The 21310-nt window shown below is 65.3% G+C and carries 23 protein-coding genes; 13 read left to right on the forward strand and 10 right to left on the reverse strand.

Annotation, left to right across the window (positions count from 1 at the left end):
- Positions 1 to 338 precede the first annotated feature (338 nt).
- The 6 genes from QZ847_RS02695 to QZ847_RS02720 are packed head-to-tail and all read left to right on the forward strand — an operon-like array spanning position 339 to position 5718.
- Positions 339 to 1109 (forward strand): enoyl-CoA hydratase-related protein, encoded by a 771-nt coding sequence (locus tag QZ847_RS02695; RefSeq protein ID WP_294190281.1) that lies wholly within the window; start codon positions 339 to 341, stop codon positions 1107 to 1109.
- Entirely contained in the window at positions 1109 to 1480 is a 372-nt protein-coding gene (locus QZ847_RS02700; RefSeq protein ID WP_294352839.1) for an OB-fold domain-containing protein, read from the forward strand. The genes QZ847_RS02695 and QZ847_RS02700 overlap by 1 nt, the downstream gene beginning before the upstream one ends.
- Positions 1477 to 2616 (forward strand): acetyl-CoA acetyltransferase, encoded by a 1140-nt coding sequence (locus tag QZ847_RS02705; RefSeq protein ID WP_294352841.1) that lies wholly within the window; start codon positions 1477 to 1479, stop codon positions 2614 to 2616. The genes QZ847_RS02700 and QZ847_RS02705 overlap by 4 nt, the downstream gene beginning before the upstream one ends.
- Entirely contained in the window at positions 2613 to 3041 is a 429-nt protein-coding gene (locus tag QZ847_RS02710) for a PaaI family thioesterase (protein ID WP_294190284.1), read from the forward strand. Before QZ847_RS02705 ends, QZ847_RS02710 begins: the two co-directional genes overlap by 4 nt.
- A complete protein-coding gene (locus QZ847_RS02715; protein WP_294352843.1) occupies positions 3038 to 4141 on the forward strand; it encodes an NAD(P)/FAD-dependent oxidoreductase in 1104 nt (367 codons plus the stop codon). The genes QZ847_RS02710 and QZ847_RS02715 overlap by 4 nt, the downstream gene beginning before the upstream one ends.
- Positions 4138 to 5718: a choline dehydrogenase gene (locus QZ847_RS02720; protein ID WP_294352845.1), complete on the forward strand. Its 1581-nt coding sequence runs from the start codon at positions 4138 to 4140 to the stop codon at positions 5716 to 5718. Before QZ847_RS02715 ends, QZ847_RS02720 begins: the two co-directional genes overlap by 4 nt.
- On the opposite strand, the gene QZ847_RS02725 is transcribed toward QZ847_RS02720, so the two are convergent.
- On the reverse strand, positions 5710 to 6600 hold the full coding sequence (locus tag QZ847_RS02725; RefSeq protein ID WP_294352847.1) for an acyl-CoA thioesterase II: 891 nt from the start codon (positions 6598 to 6600) through the stop codon (positions 5710 to 5712). The genes QZ847_RS02720 and QZ847_RS02725 overlap by 9 nt on opposite strands.
- 137 nt (positions 6601 to 6737) lie before the next feature.
- Here QZ847_RS02725 and QZ847_RS02730 point away from each other — a divergent pair, with 137 nt between their 5' ends.
- A complete protein-coding gene (locus tag QZ847_RS02730; protein WP_294352875.1) occupies positions 6738 to 7055 on the forward strand; it encodes a 2Fe-2S iron-sulfur cluster-binding protein in 318 nt (105 codons plus the stop codon).
- A gap of 45 nt (positions 7056 to 7100) precedes the next feature.
- On the opposite strand, the gene QZ847_RS02735 is transcribed toward QZ847_RS02730, so the two are convergent.
- From QZ847_RS02735 to QZ847_RS02750, 4 genes are read right to left on the reverse strand one after another with little or no spacing between them, the layout of a single operon-like run.
- Positions 7101 to 8036, reverse strand: coding sequence for a flavin reductase (locus QZ847_RS02735; RefSeq protein ID WP_294352849.1), 936 nt, complete (start codon positions 8034 to 8036; stop codon positions 7101 to 7103).
- Entirely contained in the window at positions 8033 to 9028 is a 996-nt protein-coding gene (locus QZ847_RS02740; RefSeq protein WP_366930164.1) for an alpha/beta hydrolase, read from the reverse strand. Before QZ847_RS02740 ends, QZ847_RS02735 begins: the two co-directional genes overlap by 4 nt.
- Positions 9025 to 10137 carry an acyl-CoA dehydrogenase family protein gene (locus QZ847_RS02745; protein ID WP_294352850.1) on the reverse strand — a complete coding sequence of 371 codons (1113 nt, stop codon included), beginning with the start codon at positions 10135 to 10137 and terminating at the stop codon, positions 9025 to 9027. The genes QZ847_RS02740 and QZ847_RS02745 overlap by 4 nt, the downstream gene beginning before the upstream one ends.
- A 9-nt stretch (positions 10138 to 10146) precedes the next feature.
- Positions 10147 to 11391, reverse strand: a complete 1245-nt coding sequence (locus QZ847_RS02750; RefSeq protein WP_294352852.1) for an acyl-CoA dehydrogenase family protein — start codon at positions 11389 to 11391, stop codon at positions 10147 to 10149.
- On the opposite strand from QZ847_RS02750, the gene QZ847_RS02755 reads away from it, so the two are divergent.
- The 4 genes from QZ847_RS02755 (at position 11362) to QZ847_RS02770 (ending at position 15394) form a co-directional block, all read left to right on the forward strand.
- Entirely contained in the window at positions 11362 to 12276 is a 915-nt protein-coding gene (locus QZ847_RS02755) for a 2-oxo acid dehydrogenase subunit E2 (RefSeq protein WP_294352853.1), read from the forward strand. The two genes, QZ847_RS02750 and QZ847_RS02755, sit on opposite strands and share 30 nt — an antisense overlap.
- Before the next feature lie 561 nt (positions 12277 to 12837).
- On the forward strand, positions 12838 to 13260 hold the full coding sequence (locus tag QZ847_RS02760) for a carboxymuconolactone decarboxylase family protein (RefSeq protein ID WP_294352855.1): 423 nt from the start codon (positions 12838 to 12840) through the stop codon (positions 13258 to 13260).
- 98 nt (positions 13261 to 13358) lie between these two features.
- Positions 13359 to 14588 carry a cytochrome P450 gene (locus QZ847_RS02765; RefSeq protein ID WP_294352857.1) on the forward strand — a complete coding sequence of 410 codons (1230 nt, stop codon included), beginning with the start codon at positions 13359 to 13361 and terminating at the stop codon, positions 14586 to 14588.
- A complete protein-coding gene (locus QZ847_RS02770) occupies positions 14585 to 15394 on the forward strand; it encodes an enoyl-CoA hydratase-related protein (RefSeq protein ID WP_294193237.1) in 810 nt (269 codons plus the stop codon). The genes QZ847_RS02765 and QZ847_RS02770 overlap by 4 nt, the downstream gene beginning before the upstream one ends.
- Positions 15395 to 15429: 35 nt before the next feature.
- On the opposite strand, the gene QZ847_RS02775 is transcribed toward QZ847_RS02770, so the two are convergent.
- From QZ847_RS02775 to QZ847_RS02785, 3 genes are read right to left on the reverse strand one after another with little or no spacing between them, the layout of a single operon-like run.
- A complete protein-coding gene (locus QZ847_RS02775) occupies positions 15430 to 16677 on the reverse strand; it encodes a cytochrome P450 (protein ID WP_294352859.1) in 1248 nt (415 codons plus the stop codon).
- Positions 16678 to 16713: 36 nt separating this feature from the next.
- Positions 16714 to 17475: an SDR family oxidoreductase gene (locus QZ847_RS02780; protein ID WP_294352861.1), complete on the reverse strand. Its 762-nt coding sequence runs from the start codon at positions 17473 to 17475 to the stop codon at positions 16714 to 16716.
- 4 nt (positions 17476 to 17479) lie between these two features.
- Positions 17480 to 18358, reverse strand: a complete 879-nt coding sequence (locus QZ847_RS02785; RefSeq protein WP_294352863.1) for a metal-dependent hydrolase — start codon at positions 18356 to 18358, stop codon at positions 17480 to 17482.
- Between the two features lie 142 nt (positions 18359 to 18500).
- On the opposite strand from QZ847_RS02785, the gene QZ847_RS02790 reads away from it, so the two are divergent.
- The gene (locus QZ847_RS02790; protein WP_294352864.1) at positions 18501 to 19217 is read left to right on the forward strand and encodes an enoyl-CoA hydratase-related protein; all 717 of its coding nucleotides are present in this window, start codon (positions 18501 to 18503) and stop codon (positions 19215 to 19217) included.
- Between the two features lie 12 nt (positions 19218 to 19229).
- Here the strand turns inward: QZ847_RS02790 and QZ847_RS02795 are convergent, their stop codons facing one another.
- Together QZ847_RS02795 and QZ847_RS02800 are read right to left on the reverse strand one after the other, a co-directional pair.
- Positions 19230 to 20033: a crotonase/enoyl-CoA hydratase family protein gene (locus tag QZ847_RS02795; protein WP_294352866.1), complete on the reverse strand. Its 804-nt coding sequence runs from the start codon at positions 20031 to 20033 to the stop codon at positions 19230 to 19232.
- A gap of 20 nt (positions 20034 to 20053) precedes the next feature.
- Complete coding sequence (locus QZ847_RS02800) at positions 20054 to 20365, reverse strand: DUF4286 family protein (RefSeq protein WP_294352869.1); 312 nt, start codon at positions 20363 to 20365, stop codon at positions 20054 to 20056.
- 142 nt (positions 20366 to 20507) lie between these two features.
- Here QZ847_RS02800 and QZ847_RS02805 point away from each other — a divergent pair, with 142 nt between their 5' ends.
- Complete coding sequence (locus tag QZ847_RS02805) at positions 20508 to 21251, forward strand: GntR family transcriptional regulator (protein ID WP_294352871.1); 744 nt, start codon at positions 20508 to 20510, stop codon at positions 21249 to 21251.
- The last annotated feature ends 59 nt before the right edge of the window (positions 21252 to 21310 follow it).

Below are 21310 nucleotides of genomic sequence, written 5' to 3' on the forward strand. Positions count from 1 at the left end.
GAGGGGGTCGCCGCTCGCCACTCAGGTAGCGATAGGCACGTTATGCACCCTGTCATCGCGTTGATGAAAGCAGCTGCGGGATACGCGTGGGTGATGCCATCGGAGGCCTAGACAACGCCAGTGCCGTAAGTGAGATTATCCTTCCAAACCGCTTATCGAGCTTCGGACATCGTCGCCGCGCCGCGAAAACTTCGGTGAGGGCCGCCGAATGCCAGGATTGATGAACCGATATCGCCATGCCGATGTCGCGGATCGCAGCAGCGATATGCCGCGCCGCCTCTCGTACGCCGCGGCCGTGATGCTACGAAGGTCCGAGAGGCATGTAACGAAGGATCGCGATGTTGATCGATGTGCAGATTGAGGGCGGTGTCGCCATCGTCACCATCAACCGACCCGAGCGCAAGAATGCGATCACCATGGCGATGCGCGGGGCTTTTCAAACCATCTTTCAGCGACTCCAAGATGACGATGATGTTCGGGCCATCGTCCTGACCGGTGCGGGCGGTGATTTCGCGGCGGGCGCGGATGTCGGTGAAATGGGCACCGGCGGCGTGCGCGGCAACATGGTGAAGGCGCGTACGCTGCACCGGATGGTGCGAAGCGTGGCGCATACGCAAAAGCCGGTGATCGCAGCGGTCGAGGGGGTGTGCATCGGCGTCGCCTTCGCGCTGGCGCTGGCCTGCGATTTCGTGATCGCGGCGGAAAATGCGCGGTTCCAGTTCGCGTTCCGGCACATCGGCCTCGCGATGGACGGGGCCGCGGGCTGGCTGCTCGAGCGGCACGTTGGCGTGATGCGCGCCAAGGAGATCGCCTATTCGGGTCGCTTCGTCAGCGGCAGCGAAGCGGCGACGCTCGGCTTCGCGCTGGAAGCGGTGGCGCCCGGCGGTACGCTGGCGCGGGCGCAGGAGATGGCGGCAGGCTTCGCCACCGCGCCGACGCTCGCATTGTCGCAGATCAAGCGCCAATTCTCGAACGCCCCCGGCCAGTCGCTCGACGATGCACTCGAATTCGAAGCGGCGGTGCAGGCGCTGATGACGTGGACCGACGATTTCCGCGAGGGAACCACTGCGTTCAAGGAAAAGCGCACGCCGGCGTATCGAGGCGCCTGATGCCGGTGCAACCCGACCACGACTATCACGCGCATCTCGCTGCCGGTCGCTTCATGTTGCCCGCCGATGCCGACGGCGTCGCCTTTTATCCGCCGCGAGCCGTGGTGCCTGGTACGGCCGCCGACGCCGTACACTGGATCGCAGCATCGGGGCGAGGCGTCGTATACTCGTCGACGACCGTGCATAAGCGCGCGCCCGAGGCGAGCTACAATGTCGCGCTGATCGATCTGGCGGAAGGGCCGCGGATGATGAGCCGGGTGGAGGGCATCGACCCGAACGACGTCCGCATCGGCATGGCCGTCGTCGCCCGCATCGCGACGCGTGACGACGGCGAGCCGTTCGTCGTGTTTGAACCGGAGGTTTCGGCATGAGCCCGTTTCCACGTGGCCGGACCGCGATCGTCGGCACAGGCACCTTCGGCACGGTTCGCGCGCCGGGCTACTCGGCGTCGGACCTCGCCGCCGTCGCCGTCCACCGGGCACTCGATGAAGCGGGGCTGGCACTGTTCGATGTCGACGGATTGTTCTTCTGCCACGGCACCGATACGCTCGGCGGCCTCAGCTTCGCGCAATATCTCGGCATCCATCCCAAGGTTGTCGACAACAACCGCACCGGTGGGTCGGCGTTTCAGACCATGGTCGAGAATGCCGCTTGGCTGCTGGACGCGGGCGCGATCGATTGCGCGCTGATCGCCTATGGCTCGAACCAGGCATCGGCGGCGGGCAAGCTCGTCAATACGGTGATGCCCAACCCCTATGAGGCACCCTACCGTCCGATGACGCCGCTGACCTCCTATGCGCTGGCGGCGCAGCGCTATCTGCATCATTTCGGCGCGACCAAGGCGCAATTGGGCGAGGTGGCGCTGGCGGCGCGGAAATGGGCGCAGCTCAACCCCGAGGCGGCGGTCCGCGACGATCTGTCGATGCACGACTATCTAGCGGCGCGGCTCATCAACGATCCATTCGGAAAATACGATTGCTGCCTTGTCACCGACGGCGGAGCGGCGATCGTGATGACGCGCACCGACCGCGCACGCGACCTGAAGGCCAGGCCTGTCCGCGTCCTCGGTGCGGCGGCCGAAACCTCGCATCGGGAGATCATGTGCATGGCCGACCTGACAGTGACGGCCGCTGCCGAAAGCGGGCGGCGTGCATATGCCGCGGCGGGGGTGGCGCCCGCCGATATCGACGTCGTGATGGTCTACGACGCCTTCACGATCAACACGATCCTGTTCCTGGAGGATCTAGGCTTCTGTCCCAAGGGCGAAGGCGCGCGCTTCGTCGAGGGGGGACGGATCGCGCCGGGCGGCGACCTTGCCGTCAACACTAACGGCGGTGGTCTCTCCTGTACCCATCCGGGCATGTACGGTCTGTTCACCCTGATCGAAGCGACGCGACAGCTTCGTGGCGAATGTGGCGAGCGGCAGGTGGCCGACGCCGAGCTGGCGATCGCGCACGGCAATGGCGGCGTGCTATCGAGCCAAGCTACCGTGGTCCTCGGCCGATGAACCAGCAGGAGGCCGAGACGTGGGTCCGGGAGGCGATGACGGCCCCTTACGCTCACGAGCTCTTCGAACTCGAGGTGCTGTCGATCGCACCTGGCGCGGTGACGCTCGCGCTGCCGCATCGGCGCGCATACGAACATCAGCCGGGCTGGTTTCAGGGTGCGATCACCACCGCGCTTGGCGAATATGCCGCAAGCTATGCCGCCGCGACCGGCGCCGAACCGGGATCGGCGAACCTGACGCTCAGCCAGGCCATCCATTTCATTGGCCCCGCCCGCGGTGAGCGGCTGATCGCGGAGGCGAGGGTTATCGAACCCGGCCGGACGATCACGCACGCACGGGCCGATATCCATGTCGAGGCGGACGGCGAGCGCCGGCTTTGCGCCACGCTGACGCTGACGATGCGGCACGTCCAGCCGCGCAAATGACTGAGCGCTACGACGCGATCGTCGTCGGGGCAGGGGTCGTCGGGCTGGCGATCGCACGTGCGCTGTCGCTGGCGGGCAAACCGCCGCTGATCGTTGAGGGCGAATCGCACTTCGGATCGTGGACCAGCAGCCGCAACAGCGAAGTAATCCACGCCGGCATCTACTACCCGCTGGGCTCGATGAAAGCCGATCTGTGCGTCGCCGGCCGCGAACGCCTCTACGTCTTTTGCGCCGAGCGGGGCGTGGCGCATCGGCGGACCGGAAAGCTCGTTTTCGCGCACGATGCCAGCCAACTGCCCGCGCTCGAGGCAATTCAGACGCATGCCCGCAACGCCGGGGTCGAGGACCTTCGCCTGATCGATGCCGCGGGCGTACGCGCGCTGGAGCCGGCCCTCCGATGTGCGGGGGCGTTGTTGTCCCCATCGACCGGCATCATCGACAGCCATGCGCTGATGCTGGCGTTGCTAGGCGAGGCCGAGGCAAACGGGGCGATGCTCGTGCCGTCCAGCCGGGTGACGCGCGTGACCCGCGAGGACAAGCTGTGGGCCATCCACCTCGACGACGAGAGTGGTCCCGTCGTCGCCGCGCCCATCCTGATCAACGCCGCCGGCCTCGACGCACAGCGGCTGGCCGCGGCGATCGAGGGGCTTGAGCCGCGGTACGTGCCGCCCCTGTTTCTGGCCCGTGGTGTCTATTTCACCTATTCGGGCCGCACACCGTTCTCGCGCCTCATCTATCCGGTGCCCGAGCCCGGTGGCCTCGGCACGCATCTGACGCTGGATCTCGCCGGGCAAGTGCGTTTCGGGCCCGATGTCGAATGGATCGACCATGTCGACTATACCGTCGATCCTGCCCGGCACAGCAAGTTCCTCGCCGCGGCACGCCGTATCTGGCCCGCGATCGAGGGCGAGCGCCTGCAGCCCGGCTATGCCGGCATCCGGCCGAAGGTTACGGGACCGGGGCAACCCGCCGGCGATTTCGTGATCGATGGTCCCGACACACACGGGCTGGAGGGGCTGGTCAACCTGTTCGGAATCGAATCGCCGGGGCTTACCGCCTCCCTTGCGATCGGCGATCTGGTCGTGGAGCGGTTGCGTTGAGCTACGACTACATCGTCATCGGCGCGGGCAGCGCCGGCTGTGTGGTGGCCGCCCGGCTGAGCCAAGACCCGACGGTCCGCGTCCTGTTGCTGGAGGCCGGGCCGCCCGACACCAATCCATGGATCCACGTGCCGCTCGGCTACGGCAAGCTGTTCGACCATCCGGTGCTCAATTGGCGATACAAGACCGAGCCCGAATCATACATGCACGATCGCCGGATCTCACAGCCGCGCGGTCGCGTGCTCGGCGGGTCGTCGTCGATCAACGGCCTCGTTTATGTGCGCGGACAGCGCGAGGATTTCGACGATTGGGCTGCGGTCGGCAATGCGGGCTGGGGCTACGACGACCTGCTTCCGTATTTTCGCCGTGCGGAGGATCAACAGCGCGGGGCCGATCAATGGCATGGGGTAGGCGGGCCGCTTGCCGTTTCCGACGCGACCGGACCGCATCCGCTGTGCGATGCCTTTATCGCGGCCGCGGCAGAGGCGGGTCATCCGGTCAATCCCGACTTCAACGGCGCGACGCAGGAAGGGGCGGGCTATTTTCAGACCACGTCTCGTCGCGGTCGCCGTTGCAGCGCGGCGGTCGCCTATCTGCGACCTGCGCGCGATCGCCGCAATCTGGATATCGCGACCGGCGCGCATGTCCGGCGCATCCTGTTTGATGGACGGCGCGCGGTCGGTGTCGAATGGATCGGTGACGGGGCGAAGCGAGAAGCGCGGGCGACGCGCGAGGTGATCCTGTCGGCCGGCGCAATCGGATCGCCTCAGCTGCTGCAACTGTCGGGCGTCGGCGACGCCGCGCATCTCGCCGCGCTGGGCATCGCGCCCGTCCACCACAACCCGGAAGTGGGCGCCAACCTTCAGGACCATCTTCAGGTCCGCACCGTCTTTCGCTCATCGCGCGCCAACACCTTCAACGACGACATGCGATCGCCACTGCGCATGGCGAAGGCGGGGCTCGACTATGCGCTGCGTCGCAAGGGACCGTTGACGGTATCGGCGGGGTATGCCGGAGGGTTTTTCCGTTCGGCTCGTGCGGGCGATGGCAGGCCTGACGTGCAGGTCCATTTCATCACCTTCAGCACCGACAAGATGGGTGATCGGCTACATCCCTTCTCTGCCTTTACCGCGTCGGTCTGTCCTCTGCGGCCCGACAGCCGCGGGCACGTGCGCATCACCTCGCCCGATGCGGCAACGGCACCCGAGATCCTCGTCAACTTCTTGTCGACGCAGAAAGACCGCGCCGACATCGTTGCCTCGCTCGAACTCCTGCGCGACATCATGGCGCAACCGGCGATTGCGCCCTTCATTGCGGGCGAACTGCTGCCCGGCGTTGGGGTCGCGGACGCGGCGCAGCTTCTCGATTATGCGCGCGAGACGGGCGGCTCGATCTATCACCCCAGCTGCACCGCCGCGATGGGGCGCGTTGTCGACGCGTCGCTTCGGGTCACTGGCGTCGACGGCCTCCGCGTCGTCGACGCCTCGATCATGCCGGCGGTCGTGTCGGGCAACACCAATGCCGCGGTCATCGCGATCGCGGAAAAGGGCGCCGAGCTGATCCGCCGCTCAGCGTAGCCGCATGAGCGCTTCCTGCGCGGTGCTGGCGATCAGGTCACCGGCGCGGGTGTAGAGTGCTCCGCGGGCAAGGCCGCGCCCGTTGCCTGCCTGAGGACTGTCGCAGTCGTAGAGTAGCCAGTCGTCGACGCGGTGCGGCGCGTGGAACCACATCGCGTGATCGAGGCTGGCCATGAACAGCTCCGGCCCGGTCATGCGGACGGGATGCGGAACGAGCGTCGTGCCGGCCAGCCAATAGTCCGAAAGGTACGCGAGCAGCTGCTGGTGGACGGCTGGATCAGCGCTGTTCGCGGCGCTGGGCACGCGAACCCAGAAACGGCGGCGGGCGGGGCGCTCCTGACGCAGCAGTTGCTCTGGATCGACGAGGCGCGCCTCGATCAGTCGCAGATATTTGAGAATGGATACCGTATTTTCAGGCAATTGGTCGGCCATCATGTCCGCCGCTTCGGCCATCGTCGGCAGGTCATCCGGCGGTGGCACGTCTAGCGGCGGCGCCTCCTGGTGGTCGAACCCGGGTTCGCCGCGGTGGAACGAACATTCGAGGTGGAAGATCGGAACGCGGCTCTGCATTGCCACGACCCGCCGGGTCGAAAAGCTGCGCCCGTTGCGCGTGCGCTCGACGTTGAAGATGATGCGCTGGCCGGCCGATCCCGCGCGCAGGAAATAGCCGTGGAGCGAGTGGGCGACACCCGCCTCGATCGTCGCGGTCGCAGCGGCCAGTGACTGCGCCATCACCTGTCCGCCGAACAGATGGTCGCTCCGCTCATATTCGCTGAATCGATTGCGGAACAGGTCGGTGTCGAGTTCCTCGAGCGCAACCAACCGGGTGGCGTCACCGTTCGGACCACCCTCGGGCGGATTGTCGTGGTTTCGATTGGTCATGCCGCGTTGTGGAGCGCTTCGCGAGCGTGCGCAAACGCATCATCGCCAGCACGATCCTTGCGCCGCGGGGATGCGGATCGGCTTTGGCTTTGGCATGGCTCGACACTCGCCCGACCGGGCCTAAGCTGGAGCCGAACATGCCGCGTCTGATTGTTGTAAACCGCGAGGGTGAAGAGCGCACGGTCGAGGGCGATGCCGGCTTGAGCGTGATGGAAGTGATCCGCGAAAACGGGTTCGACGAGCTGCTCGCGCTGTGTGGCGGCTGTTGCAGCTGTGCTACCTGTCACGTCCATGTCGATCCGTCGTTCGCGGGCGTTCTGCCGCCGATGGGAGAGGACGAGAACGACCTGCTCGACTCGTCGGGACACCGCGACGACATGTCGCGTCTGTCGTGCCAGATTCCGTTCACCGACGCGCTTGACGGGCTGAAGGTCAGGATCGCCGAAGAGGATTAATGGAACGAGCCGGGGCGTCTCGCCATCTGGCGGACACCTATTGTTTCATGTCGTGGCGGACGGCGCCGCGAGCTTCTCGAGCAACTGGTGCAATAGCGCCATCTCAGCCGGAGTTAGCCGTTCGTCAAGCTCGCGCTGGGTCGTCTCCGCCACCGCGACCAATTGAGCCAGCTGCGCTCGGCCGTGCTCGGTCAGATGCAGTCGATCCCCCTCAGCCACGACCTCGCCGCGCGTGACGAGCCGGTCGATCGCGTCTTCCGGCAAGATGACGCCGCCATTGCCGGCGCGTGCTACCAAGCCGTCTCTCGTAAGCCCGTCACCAAGACCCAAGGAGGCGAGAACGGTGTAGTCCGAGCCGCGCATTCCGCGTTGCCGGTACTCATGCCGGATATCGGCAAAGGCAGCGTTGTAGGCTAGGCCGAGGAGGTGTCCGGTGAAGTAGCGCCCGAACTCACCGGCTTCGGCATCCTCGGGGCGGGCGGGCCGTTGCCCGGCCGGCATCATCTGGCCGTACTGGCCACCGTGGAAGACGAGCGGTGCTGCGGTGTCGATCGAAAGGTCGACGACCTCGCCCACGAAGATCGCGTGGTCGCCGCCCTCATGCTCGAACGCGGCACGGCAGGTGAAGCGCGCGGCGCATCCGTCAAGCAGCGGGACGCCACCCGGCCCGGTCGCATAGTCGAGCCCGGCGAACTTGTCGGCTCCGCGCGAGGCGAAGCGCTGCGAGAGATCGCGCTGGCCCGCGGCGAGGATATGAACCACCCAAAAGCCCGCGTCGCGAAAGGCGGGCAGGTTGAGGCTGTTGAGCGCGAGGCTCCAGAGCACCAGCGGCGGATCGAGCGATACCGAATTGAAGCTGTTAGCGGTGAGCCCGACGGGACGGCCGTCGGGATCACAGGTCGTGACGATCGTCACGCCCGTGACGAACGAGCCGAGCGCCTGTCGGAACAGGCGCGCGTCGATGGCGGCCGTCTGGGTCATGTGGTCTTCCCATGATGCAATGGTTCCGGTCGCACCGCGCGCTGGCCTGCCCAACCCTCGATTAGCGCCCGCAGGGCGACGACAAGCGCGTGTGGCTGATCGACCATCACGTGATGGCCGGCGTCGGGTATGTCGAAGAAGATCGATCCGTGTGGCGCCTGCCGGCGCTGTGCATCGACATCGACGTCGAGGAGCACGATCGAATCTTCGCCGCGCAGAAAGGCGAGGGCACAGCTCGCCCGCGCGATTTCGTCCCAGCCGCTCGTAAAGTCCAGCCGGGCGTAGAAATCAGGGTCGAAGCGCCAGGTCCACCCGCCTCCCTCCTCGCGAAGCGAGGCGCGGGCGATGTCGTCGGCGATGCAGGCGTGTCCGGCGTCCTGATCGGGCGCGAAGCGGAACCGGCCGAGTGCGGCGGAGAGGCTTGCGTAACGGCGTTCACGATAAAGGCCGGGGTCGGGATGCAACTCGTCGGCGAGCAGCAGCGCGTCGATGAAGACCGCGCCGGCCAGCCGGTCGCCATGGTCGGCGGCAAGCAGCGCACCCGCCTTGCTGCCGAAGCTGTGGCAGGCGATGACCGGCGGCGTATCGGCGGCAAACAGGTCGCCGGCATGCATCGCGGCCCACGCCTCGCGCGCGGTCTGGGCGACAGCGTAGCGGGGGCGCCGCGCCGATCCGCCGGTGCCCGACCATGAAAACGATGCAACGCGGTAGTCGCGCGCGAGCATCGGCGCGACCGGTCCCCACCAGCGCGCATGCGCGCCCGACCCATGGACCAGCAAGATACCCGGCTTGCCAACCTCGCCCCAGCAGAGGAGCTCGATATCGGCGCCTTCTACCTCGATACGGCGTTCCTCGACCGGCGCTGCCATCGCGGCCCTGTACCAGTTGGGAACAGGCGGGCGTTCACCGCCGAACGCGGCGAGCGGCCAGGTCCGTCGCGTCGGATCGGACAGCCGCGCACGTGCGGCCGCTATCCCGAAGTCCGCGTTCATCCCGCGTCCAGCGACGCGATCCGGCGGATATGAAAGTCGATGTCGCCGTAGCTCTTTTCGAGCGTGAGCAGCCGGCGATAATGATGGCTGACCTCATACTCGTCGGTCACGCCATAGCCGCCATGCAGCTGGATGGCGCTGCGGGAGACGAACTGCGACGCCTCGCCGATCGTGATTGCGGCGAGTGAGACGGCGCGCGCGCGCTCGCGCGCGCCAGCGGTCGCGACGGCAAGGGATTGGTACAGCGCAGAACGTGCCTGATGCGCCGCAACGAACATGTCCGCCATGATGTGCTGAAGCGCCTGAAACTTGCCGATCGCCTGGCCGAACTGCTGCCGTTCCTTGAGATAGGCGGCGCAGATCGAGAGTGTCGCCTCCATCGATCCGATCGCCTGCGCCATTAAGGCGATCTTGGCCCGGTCGTGCGCGGCGTCGAGCACCGCCTGCCCGTGTTCTGCCGGAACGAGGATCGCGTCCGCCGTCACGTCCACTTCGTCCAACCGGATATCGGCGGCGACGGTGCCGTCGATCAGCGGATAAGCCTCGCTCGCGACACGGTCCGCGTTCTTGTCGACCCGGACCAGCGCCGTGCCGTCTTCGCCCTCGATGCTGGCGGTGACGATCAGCGTGTCGGCCGATCCGGCATCGAGCACCAGCATCTTCTGCCCGGTCAGGGCGAACCCGTTGCCGCGGCGGACCAGCCGCGTGATGCGCGGTCCGCGCCCATAGCGCTCGCCGGGTTCGTCATGCGCCAGCGCGACGCGCCGCTCGCCCGCGGCGATTTCGGCCAGCAGGTTGGTATCATGACCGTCGGAAAGGATAGCAGGCGCGATAACGGCGTTGCTGACCAGCGGATCGACCACTAACCCGCCGCCGATCGCGATCATCAGCACGGCGACATCCTCAATACTGCCGCCGAGCCCATCCTTTTCCTCCGGCACGGCGAGCGCCAGCCAGCCAAGCTCGGCGAAACTGGCCCAGGCACCCGCATCGAACCCGTCATGATGATCGCGCAGTGCACGCCGATGCTCGAGCGAATAGCGGTCACTCACCAGCCGCTCTGCACTGTCGAGCAGCATCCGCTGCATGTCGGAAAGGTTGAAATCCATGTTTGCCCCTCAGAGCCCGAAGGCGAGTTTGGCGATGATCCCGCGCTGGATCTGGAGCGTTCCGCCGAAGATCGTCGCTGCTCGGCTGCCAAGCGCCGTCGCGGTGCGCCCCGCGATGTTCTCGGGCCACAGCGGTGTCGGGGTCTGATGGGCGAGTTCGATCGGAAACTGACGCATTGCCAGCGCACCGTACAGGTCGACTTGAAGCTCCGTGATCGCCTGCTGAAGCCGCGATCCCGAGACCTTGAGCGTGGAGGCAACCGCGGTGAGGTCATAGGCGAACTCTTCCGCGGCAAGGACGCGAAGCACCGACCATTCGAGTGCGGCGACCTCGGCTTCCAGCCGGGCGAGGCGCGACTGGAATTGCGGCAACTGCGCCAGCGGCACGCCGTCCAGCATCTCCGCTTCGGCGATCGCGCGCGCGCGGCGCAACTCCCGCTTGTTCCAATAGATGAAGGAACTCGTCGTCCGCTCGTGGTCGAGCAGGAACTTGGCATAGGTCCAGCCCATGCCGGGTTCGCCGACGAGGTTCTCGGCGGGCACTTCGACATTGTCGAGGAAGGTTTCGCAGAGATCGGCCTCGCCGTTGATCTCGGGGATCTGGCGGATGGTGATGCCGGGGCTCTTGAGATCGATCAGCAGGAACGAGATACCGCGCTGCGCCTTCACCGACGGATCGGTACGGACAAGGAAGAAACCCCATTCCGCGTCATGCGCGCCGCTGGTCCAGATCTTTTGCCCGTTGACGATGTAGCGGTCGCCCTGAAGAACCGCGGCGGTGCGCAGGTTGGCGAGGTCGGACCCGTTGCCCGGCTCCGAAAACCCTTGGGCCCAATAGTAGCGGCCTGCGCGGATGTCGGGCAGGAAGCGCGACTTCTGCTCCTCGGTGCCAAACGTGTAGATGACCGGGCCGACCATGTGGGTCGCGCCCCAGTTGACATCGGGCGCCCAGGCGCTGGCCAGCTCGTCCTCAAACACGAACTTTTGAAGCGGCGTCCAGTCCTGACCACCATGTTCGACTGGCCAGTGCGGCACCGACCAGCCTCGCTTGTGCAGGATCGCCGCCCATTTCAGTGCGTCCCCGTTCTCGCTTTGCAAGCCGCCGAATGCCTGTTGGCGCGCGCGCATGTCGGCGGGCAGATCCTGTGCCACCGCCGCGCGCACCATCTGCCGGAAATCGTCGAGCTCTCCGCCGAGCTTCAGGTCCATGTCCATCTCCGCGCGGTGGCCGATCCGCTCTGGCCGCGTCCGCATCCGACTAGAAGCAATGGCGGTGGCCACGATCAAGCCCAATGGCTTCCCATCACGTATCCGATGCCCGCACCGCTCGCTCGACGCCCCATGAAGCGCCATGCATGGTCAGGGGTAGGTTCATTGAAAAAGGGGAGCGTGCCGGTGGCCGCCTATATCGATACGCTGGCTCCGTGGCCCGAACAGGATTTTGCGGCGTTCGGACCCGTGGAGGTCCGCAAGCTCGGTCGCATTCAGCAGCTCACCGCGAGCTTTCTAGGTCGCAACTGGGTCGCGATCCCGCACGTGACCCATCACGACGAGGTTGACGTAACCAACCTGGAGGTCGCGCGGAAGGCTTGGAACGCGGTCAATCCCGCTGCAAAGGCGACGTTGCTCGTGCCGGTGGTGAAGGCGGTCGCTGCCGCGCTGCGCGCCTATCCGGTGTTCAACACTTCGCTAATGGCCGATGGCAAGTCGCTCGTCTGGAAGGACTTCGTCCATATCGGCGTCGCGATCGACACGCCCGGCGGCCTGCTGGTCGGAGTCGTGCGCGATTGCGACACGAAAGCGTCGGCAGTGATCGCCGAGGAGATCGCCGGCCTGTCCGCGCGCGCGCGCGCAAAGGGCCTCTCCATGGCCGAAATGACGGGCGGCAGCATGACGATTTCGTCGCTCGGGCATATTGGCGGGACGGCCTTCACGCCGATCGTCAACGCGCCCGAGGTTGCCATTCTAGGTATGACGCGTCTTCAGATGCGGCCGATGCCGGGGGAGGGGGGCGCCGTCGACTGGCGTCAGATGCTGCCGCTATCGCTCAGCTACGATCACCGGGTCATCAACGGTGCGGACGCGGCGCGCTTCGTCCGGCGCATCGGCGACGAACTGTTGAACTACCGTTTCGAATGACGAGGGCGGCGGGCGGGCATCGCCGTGTGCCTGGTGAGCGAATGCCTGCCGGCTAGGCCAGGCAGGCGGAGACTTGCACGCGCGGCCTGACCCTTTACGTCACCGCCGGCACAAGCTCCTGATGGCGGGAGCACCGAAATCGCATCGGCGATCTTGAGCCTAGCGTGCTGGTCAAACGACCGATGATGGCGACAGTCGCGACCGTAGCCAGGACAATGACATGATCGCGCGTGAGTGCATCGGGGTGAGGGCGCGGGGGTGTGAAGAGACGACCATGTTTCATCACTGTGCCGGTCGTCACGCAGTTCGTCGCTGCCGGTACCGCCATCAGCCTCGATGTCAGGCTGCCATCGACCTGTCCGCAGTTCGCGGCGCAGGCGGGTGTCGTTTTCCGGGGCATGGCCGGCTGCTTCCTGATCGCAAGCCAATGCGTGGCAGCGCGCAGGCGCGGTCAACAGCCGATCGCTTCGACTTTCCTTGGCTGTTGGCGGCTCCGGCCGTCATGGTTGAGACAATGGCGGTGGGCAAGGCCCGCTGCCGGCTTGTGGCAGGGAGCAGCAGATGACGATCGAGCGAACCGAGCGGGGGCTGAAGATCTTTGGCGAGATGATGGGGGAGGCGCGGGCGACCGAGATGCGCGCCGGCCTTTCGGGCGATCATTTCGGGGCCGCGATTGGTCAGCTCGCCGTGGACTACGCCTTTGGCGACGTCTGGGCGCGGGAGGGTCTGGCGCGCAAGCAACGCAGCCTTGTCGTCATCGGCATCCTGATCGCGCAACGACAGGTTGCCGAGTTGAAGAACCATGTCCGCATCGGCCTGGCCAACGGACTTACCGCGAGAGAGATCGAGGAAGCCTTGATCCAGGCCATTCCCTACACGGGCTTTCCAGCCGTCGCATCGGCGACGAGTGCCGTCCTTGAGGTGCTGCGCGAACAGGGCATCGATACGACCACGCGTACCCCCGAGGAGCGCGGCATGCTCTGATGAGGCGGGCATCGCGGCTATGATGTCGTTGCATCGTGGCTTTGAAGGTGTCGCTACGCGGTTATGCTCGGGGCCTGCACGATAAAGGAGCGGATACGATGACGGCGAACATCGGACCGGTGGCGCGACCGTCGCATGTTCCGCCCGAGCGTGTCGTCGACTTCGATATCTACGACCTGCCGGGCTCAGACGAGGATGTGCAATTGGCGTATCGGGCGTTCCAGCAATCGGCGCCCGCCGTGTTCTGGACGCCGCACAACGGCGGCCACTGGGTCGCCACCCGGGCCGAGAATATCGAAGCGATCCAGAAAGACACCGCCACCTTCTCGCACCAACGGATCACATTGCCCCGCCTGCCCGACAGCGTGCCCAGGCAGATTCCGCTCGAACTCGATCCGCCCGAACATGCTCCCTACCGCCGTCCACTGATGCAGGCGCTGCTTCCTAAGGTCGTGAACGCGATGGAGGCGGCGGTCCGCGCCCGCGCGATTGAACTCATCGAGCCACTGATCGCGCGGGGCCGATGCGAATTCGTCGACGAGTTCGCAGCGATCTTCCCCGTGTCGGTTTTCCTCGAATTGGTAAACATTCCGCAGAGCGATCGCGGCACGCTGCGCGAAATGGCGGAGCGATCGGTACGGGCGAGCGACAATGCGGTGCGGATGTCCTCGTTCGAGGATCTGGGTGCCTACCTCGCGCCGATCGTCGCGGCGCGGCGCGAAAAGAAGGGCAACGACCTGCTCAGCACGATCGTCAATGCGGAGATCGGCGGCGAGAAGATCGCCTTTGACAAGGCGATATCCTTCTCGATGCTGGTCATGTTCGGCGGGCTCGACACGGTCGCATCGATGCTCGGCTTCATCGCGCGCTTTCTCGCAACGCACGACGAGGTGCGCGGACAGATCGTGGCGAGGCTCGACGATGCGGCATTCCTACGGCACGCGACCGAGGAATTGTTGCGCCGGCACGGCGTTGCCAACACGGCGCGGGTCCTGACGCGCGACGTGGAGATGGACGGCGCGGTGCTGAAGGCGGGCGAGATGATCCTGCCGCCGAACATGCTCGTCGGCCTGGACGAAAGGAAGGTGAGCGACCCGATCACCGTTGATCTGTCTCGCCCTTTCCCGATTCGTCATGCCGTGTTCGGCAACGGTGTGCACACCTGTCCCGGCGCGGTGCTTGCCCGCCGCGAAATCCAGGTGTTCCTCGAGGAGTGGCTTCGCCGTATCCCCAACTTCCGGATTAGGGCGGGCACCCGCCCGGTGATGGCGACGGGCATGGTGAACGGCATCCTGAAGCTCGAACTGGAATGGGAAACCGCCGCATGACGACCGAGACGATCCTGATCGACACACCCGAGGAAGGCGTTCGGCGCATCACTCTCAATCGACCGGAGGCGCTCAACGCCTTTACCTGGCCGATGTACCAGGCACTACTCGACGCATTCGCTGCGATCGGCGACGATCCTTCGGTCCGGGCGGTGATCCTGACGGGCAATGGGCGCGGTTTCTGTTCGGGGCACGATTTGCGCGCGGCCGGGGTCAACCCGCACGCCCGCGAGGATCGCGGCCGGATCTATAACAACCGCCAAAGCGTGAGCGCGCTGGGACGGATACCGGTCGCGATGAGAGGCCTGCCGCAGCCGATCATCTGCGCGGCGAACGGCGTGGTGGCGGGCGTCGGCTATACGCTGGCGCTGGCGTCGGACATGACCATCGCAGCGCGATCGGCGAAGTTCGTCAACACGATCCACAATGCTGCGACCGGGGCCGAACTCGGCCTGTCCTACATGATGTCGCGCGCGATCGGGAGCCAGCGCGCGGCGGAACTGCTGCTGACCGCACGGCCGGTGCCGGCCGACGAGGCCGAGCGGATCGGCCTGGTCCTGCGCACGGTGGATGACGATCGGCTGATAGACGAGGCGCTGTTGATCGCGCGCGCCGTCGCAGCCAACGTGCCGCTGGGCATCGCGCTGACGAAGCAGTCGCTCTGGTTGAACCAGAGTGCGGGCAGCCTGGAGGCGGCGATCGAGCTGGAGGCTAGAGCGGTCCAGATCGCGCAATCGACCGCCGACGCTGCCGAGAAGCGCAACGCATTCATCGAAAAGCGCGCTCCTCGGTTTACCATCGAATAGGGAGGCGGCGGGCCGGCGTCCGCCGCGCCCGGCAGCTAGTCGAAGCGCACGTGGATCGCCTTCGGTCCGCGTAGTGCCATGCCGCACACCTCGGGCGCCGCGAAATCCGTATCGAGCCGAAGGCGGGGCAGGCGGTCGAGCAGCGCGTTGAGCGCGTTGACCATTTCAAGACGGGCCAGGTGCTGGCCGATGCACATATGCGGACCGTATCCGAACGCCGCATGGTTGCGGGTCGCGCGGCTGATGTCGAACGCATCGGGGCGATCGAACGCCTTTTCGTCGCGATTTGCCGAGGCAAGGAAGACCATCATGTGGTCACCCGGATTGATCGTCACGCCGCCAAGCTCGACGGTCTCGACGGGCGTGCGCGAAATACCCGGGACCGGGCAGTTCCAGCGTAGCCCTTCCTCGATTGCCTTGGGCACCAGCGTACGGTCGGCCTTGACCTGTTCGAACTGGTCCGGATGCGTGAGGAGCGCCGTCAGCACGCTGGAGAACCCATTGAAGCTCGTGTCACCGCCGGCATTCATCAGCTGGCGGAAAAACGAGATAACGACATTGTCGGGTAGCCGCTCCCCATCGACCTCAGCGGTGGCGATCGTCGACATGAAATCACCCTCACGTGGATTGTCGCGGCGGTCGTGTACGACGGCCGTCAGATAATCCTTCAGCTTGGTGACGGCGTCCATGCCGTGTTCCGTGTCAAAGGTAATTGCGATCTGACCGAAGGCTAGCTTGTGGAAAACAGCCCGGTCCTCGATCGGTAGGCCCATCAACTCATGAATAAAATGGAACGGGAAATGGAGCGTGAATTCGCTGATCAGTTCGGCGCGGCCTCTTCCTTCAAAACCATCGATCAGGTCATTGATCATCCGGGGGATTAGATGTTCGCCCCAGCTGGCAATCATCTTGGGCATAAACGCCTTCTGGAAGAGCTGCCGGTACCTGGCGTGGTCCGGATTATCCATGATGGTGATCGAATCACCGAAGAAGACACCCATATTGTGTCCGTAGACCGTGTTCGAATACAGTTTCGGGGCGAGCAAGACGTCCTTGACCTCCTTGTAGCCGAGGACCGCCACATGCCGCAGGTGCGCCATCGTCAGGTCGCCATGCAGCCCGAAATGCCGGCGCAGATCGCCATCGAAAACCGGGCTTTGGTCACGCAGTCGCTTCAATTCCGGATAGAAGTCGCTGATCGATCCCTCGCCCGCGTCCTTCATCGCGGTGAACGGATTATAGTGGGGGTCGTTGAAGTCCTGAATCTTGCTGATCGCGTTCATTCGTTTCTACCTTTGGGAAGCGGTGTTTGATTTCGCTCAGCGCGCCTGCTGACCGCCGGCGACACAGATGTTCTCACCCGTCACCATCGCGGCGCCGGACGAGCATAGCCACATCACGGCGTCGGCGATTTCTGCTGGTTCGATGATCCGACCGATCGGCTGGGTCTGCGCGGCCAGTTTGCGCTGCTGCTCGGCGTCGAGAAAGCGCTCAACCGCGGCAGTGCGGGTGAGGCCGGGGGACACGCAATTGACGCGGATGCCATCGGCGGCGACCGCATTGGCGGCGTAGCGGGTCATCTGGATCACACCCGCCTTCGCCGCCGAATAGGCGATGTTGGCGTCGGGCGCATAGGCGATCCCGGCCATCGATGCGGTGTTGACGATCGCGCCGCCGCCGCTTTCTCGCATCAATGGCAGCTCGTGCTTCATGCAGAGCCAGGGTGCGCGCATCGAAACCGCGACCGTGCGGTCCCAATCCTTCACTGACAGCTCTCTGACTCCTTGCCCCCAGCTGAAGCCGACGTTGTTGAAGGCGAGGTGGAGGCCACCGAAGGTGGTCCGCGCACGGGCGACAAGTGCCACGGTATCGGCTTCCGCCGTCACATCGGCGCGCTGGAAGCAGGCGCGGCCGCCTGCCGTCTCGATTTCGGTCACGAGCGCTTCGCCGGCTCTGTCGTCGATGTCGCTGACGACGACTGCTGCGCCGCGCGCGGCAAACGCGAGTGTGGCCGCGCGGCCGATACCGGCGGCAGCGCCAGTGACAAGCGCCACCTTGCCGTCGAAGGGACGATCGGTCATCGCCTCAGGCTGTCGCGATCGCGCCATTTGCAGCGCTGCGCGACGGCCGGGCAAGGTCGCCACCCGGTTCGAAGCGACGTAGATATTCGAACATCCCCTTTGGCGTCCGCTTGCGCGCGGGATTGTACCACGGCAGGAACACCTTGAGCAGCTGCGGCAGGGTATGCCGCTTTTGAAAGTCCCTCAGCTCCTTGATGTCGGCGTCGAGCTTCGCCTTCTGCGCCTCGCTCATGGTCTGGCGATCGACGTCCAGCATGTAGGCGAACATGCGGTCCATATAGCCGTTCAAGTGCCGCATGGCGAAGATGGTGCCGTAGAGGCGGTAAAAATAGCCGTTCTTTACCGCATTCCACAGACCGCGCCCGAACATCGCGTGGTAGAGGTTGAAGCACACTTCGCGATGCTCGAACTCTTCGGCCATGTGCCATTTCCACAGCGCGACGGCGTTGGGATGCGCGCCTTCGAGCATCCCGTCGCTCCGCTCGAACCAGACGCCACCGGCAACGGCGCCGAGCGATTCGAACCCATCGGCATAAGCGAGCAGGAACTTGAGCGAGCGGTTGCGCAAAAAGCCGTTCAGGTCGTCGGTCAGTTGCTGCTCGAACTCGGCAAGCTTGGGGTAGCCTTGAGCGATCAATACCTTGTTGAACAAGCGATGCTGGCGGAAATGCTGTGATTCCTGACCAATGAAGCCGCGAACATCATCGCGCAGCGCGGCGTCTTCGGGAAGGAGATCTTCGATCGCGGCCTGAAGGATCTTGATCAGCCACGGTTCGATTGGCGTCGGGATGAGCGAGGTTGCGTTCTGATACTGCGCGAACGCGACGTTGCGCGCCCAGTGCGGGCGAACGCCGTTGTAGTCGACCTTAGGATAACGGACCACCAGCGACATCCTTGGCTCTCCTTATATTCTTCGACCGGATATAGCACCGCCGGCTCGGTTTGGCGCATCGCGCCTGCGATGTGTGACGAAGCCGCTGGCGGGCGGCGGCGAGCCGAAGGACCCTGCGGGCGAGGAGACGACGATGACCCTGAGAATCGAAGAACCCGCACCCGGCGTGATGCTGCTGACGCTTGATCGCCCGGCGCAGCGAAATGCGATTGACCTTGTGCTGGCAGATGCGCTGGCTGCGGCGCTGGCTGAATTCGATGCCGATCCGCGCTGGCGAGCGGGAATCATCACCGGGGCGCAGCCCGCCTTTTGCGCCGGGCTCGACCTTAAGGCGTTTTCCGCGCCCGATGCGCCGCGCAGCCGCGTGACTGAGGTGATCGTCGCATTCGCGAACCGGCACAAGCCGATGATCGCCGCGGTCAACGGCGCGGCTTACACCGGTGGGCTGGAAATCGCGCTTTCCTGCGATTTCATCATCGCGGCGGAGAGCGCGCGCTTCGCCGACACCCATGCCAAGATCGGCGCCCTGTCGGGAAGCGGCATGGGATCGCGCCTGCCACGCGCGGTCGGTGCGCGCTTTGCCCGTCAGATGATGCTGACCTGTGCCCCGATCGATGCGGCGACGGCGCTTCGCGTCGGTCTGGCGAACGAGGTCGTGGCCGCCGACGCGCTGTTGTCCCGCGCGATCGACCTTGCGACGATGATGGCGGGCCACGACCCCGAGATCGTTGGGATCGCCAAACAGGTCGTCGACCGCGGGACCGAGGCAACGCTGGCCGAAGCAATCGTGATCGAGCGTGAGGCGCTCGCCCGTCGCAAAGCGAAGGGAACAATGGCCTGGACGCGTTGAAACCTGACCTTGTCAGCCGCCAGTGAAGACCGGATCGCGCTTGTCGAGAAAGGCGTTCACCGCCTCCTGGTGATCGGCAGTTTCATGAGCGAGCGCCTGATAGGCGGCGGAGAGTTCGAGGATTTCCGACATGCGCTGGGTCTGGGCCTCGCGCAGCAGCCGCTTGGTCAGGCGCAATGCGCGGGCGGGATTGGCGGCGATCCGGCGAGCCAGGGTGAACGCCTCATCCATCAGCGCCTCGTCCGGCACAACGCGGCCCACCAGACCAAACTCCGCGGCCTCCTCGGCCGAATAGCGATCGCCGGTAAAGAACATCTCGGCCGCGCGCGCATAGCCGACGACGCGCTGGAGCGACCAGGCGCCGCCGTCACCGGGGACGATGCCGACCTTGATGAAGCTGGCGGAAAACTTCGCACTCGCCGCGGCAAGCCGCATGTCGCACAGGCAGGCGAGGTCGCAGCCTAGGCCGATTGCATGCCCGTTGACCGCGGCGATCAGCGGTATCTCGCATGCCATGAAAGCCGCGGTGATCCGCTGAACACCGCGCCGGTAATTGTGGCGGGTCGAGTCGGGCTGGTCGAGCGGCCCGATCCCGTTGCGCTGCTGCATCGCCTTCAGGTTGCCGCCGGCCGAAAAGGCACGGCCGTTGCCCGTGACGATACCAACCGAGATTGAGCGATCGTCGGTCAGCGCCTCGATGGCGCGGACCAGATCGTCGCAGTCCTCGTGCGTCGCGATCGCATTAAGTGTGTCGGGCCGGTTGAGCCGGATGACGGCAATCGGTCCATCGACCGACATCTCGACGAAATCGCCCATCGACAATGCTCCCTTTTATCTTAGCCAGCCGCGACCGGCTGCCAGGTCACGACGCTGACCTGTGACGTATCAATCGCGTCGTTGATCGGCATCGCGTCGGTACCGGCGCGCTTGCCGATCTCGGCAAGCGTTTGGAAGATATCGTCGCTTTCGATCTCGTAGATGGCCAGGAATTGATAGGGCCTTTCGCCAACAGCGGTGAAGCGCTCGGCTGAAATGAAACCCGGCACTGCGAGCATGTCGGGCATGTGCCGGCTCTCGTACCATCGTTCGAAATCAGCCTCTCGCCCCGCGACGGCGTTGGAGTGAGCGACGAGTTTGTAGCGGGCCATGAGCGATCTCCTCGTTTGATTGCTAACAGGGCGCGGGCGGGGCCGAAACCGAGGGGCGGAGGCATCGTTGATGTGATACAAACCGCGACGCGGGCCGAATGCCTTGCACGGTTGGCGACGTTGCCGGATATGTTGGCTCGTCATGAAACTCGCGGCCGGCCCCATTCCGCTCTATCACCAGCTCGAACAGGATCTGGCCGCCCGTATCGTCGCCGGCGAATTCGGCGAGGGTCAGGCTCTTCCAACCGAGGAGCAGATCTGCCGTGACTACGGTGTCAGCCGCATTACGGTGCGAAAGGCGCTCGACACACTGATGTCGCAAGGGCTGATCCTGCGCCGACGCGGTGTCGGATCGTTTGTCGCCGAGCGGCGGCGCGGCGTCCACGCGATTCATCTTAGCGGATCGCTCGATGAATTCCTCTCGAGCGCGTCGCAACTTCGGCCCAAGGTCCTTTCGCTTGGCATATGCCCGGCGCCGAGCGAGATCGCCGCAGATTTCGGCCTTTCGCCGCGCGGGCACGTGCTGCGCCTCGAATTGCTCAGCCATGGCGAGGACGGACCGTTGGCGCATGCCTGCTTCTATTTCCGGCAGGAGGTCGACGCGGTGCTGACGGCAGAGGATCTGAGTCGTCAGGAACCGGTGATCCGCACCGTCGAGCGAAAGCTGGGCGTACGGATCGCGCGCGCTTCGCAGGTAATCGAAGCGGCGGCGGCGGCGGCGGTCACCGCGAGCCATCTCGAAGTAGAGATCAACCGGCCGCTGCTGAAGACGACGCGCCGCTACTACACCGCCGAGGGCGAATTGATCGAGGTCGCGCAGCTCCTCTATCACCCCGAGCGATATCGCTATGAGGTCGATCTGCGCGCCGCGCCCTTCGCGATCTGACCCCTGGCCGGCGGGGATCAACCCCGCCCGCGAACCTTCACGATACCGTCGCCATAGGG

Origin of the sequence: uncultured Sphingomonas sp., assembly GCF_913778135.1 — a bacterium.
Lineage (GTDB): Bacteria > Pseudomonadota > Alphaproteobacteria > Sphingomonadales > Sphingomonadaceae > Sphingomonas.